The sequence below is a fragment of the Pantoea sp. B9002 genome (assembly GCF_013385945.1).
In the GTDB taxonomy this organism is placed as follows: Bacteria; Pseudomonadota; Gammaproteobacteria; order Enterobacterales; family Enterobacteriaceae; genus Pantoea.
The window spans coordinates 1-362 of record NZ_JACAPA010000164.1 but is presented as its reverse complement, the minus strand read 5'-3'; the positions used below and the strand labels follow the sequence as shown (position 1 = coordinate 362).

Annotated in this window: 1 protein-coding gene and 1 pseudogene; one reads left to right on the top strand and one right to left on the bottom strand. The window is 63.0% G+C overall.

Annotated elements, in window-relative coordinates; translation table 11 throughout:
* Positions 1-185: hypothetical protein (locus tag HX773_RS25855; protein ID WP_218168373.1), on the top strand; the 185-nt coding region annotated here is incomplete at its 5' end.
* On the opposite strand, the pseudogene HX773_RS25665 reads toward HX773_RS25855, so the two are convergent.
* Positions 176-362: pseudogene (locus tag HX773_RS25665) on the bottom strand (D-cysteine desulfhydrase); the annotation flags it as partial. The gene HX773_RS25855 and the pseudogene HX773_RS25665 overlap by 10 nt on opposite strands.

Sequence of the window (362 nt, the reverse complement as noted above, 5' to 3'; positions counted from 1 at the left end):
CCTCGATAAACTCGAAGTCGGCGTCGTTCAGTGGCTGGTCGTGCATGGCGGGTCCCTGGAGTGTCGGGCGCGGTAAAGCCTGCGCCGCGCTGGAAAAAGGCGCGCAGGATGGCGCTTTCGGCGGAATTTATCCAGCACCGGAGACGGGGACTTTGCCGCTGAGGGGCCGCCTGGATCAGCTATAGGCAGTCCGGTAGGCAAAAATACCCGGCGTGCCTCCTGTCATGACGAACAGGATATTGCTGCCTGGCGGATACTCACCCGCCGCGACCGAGTGCAGTAGTCCGGCCAATGCCTTGCCACCATAGACCGGGTCGATCAACAGGCCTTCCTGAGTCGCCAGCGTCCGGGTTGCCACCTGC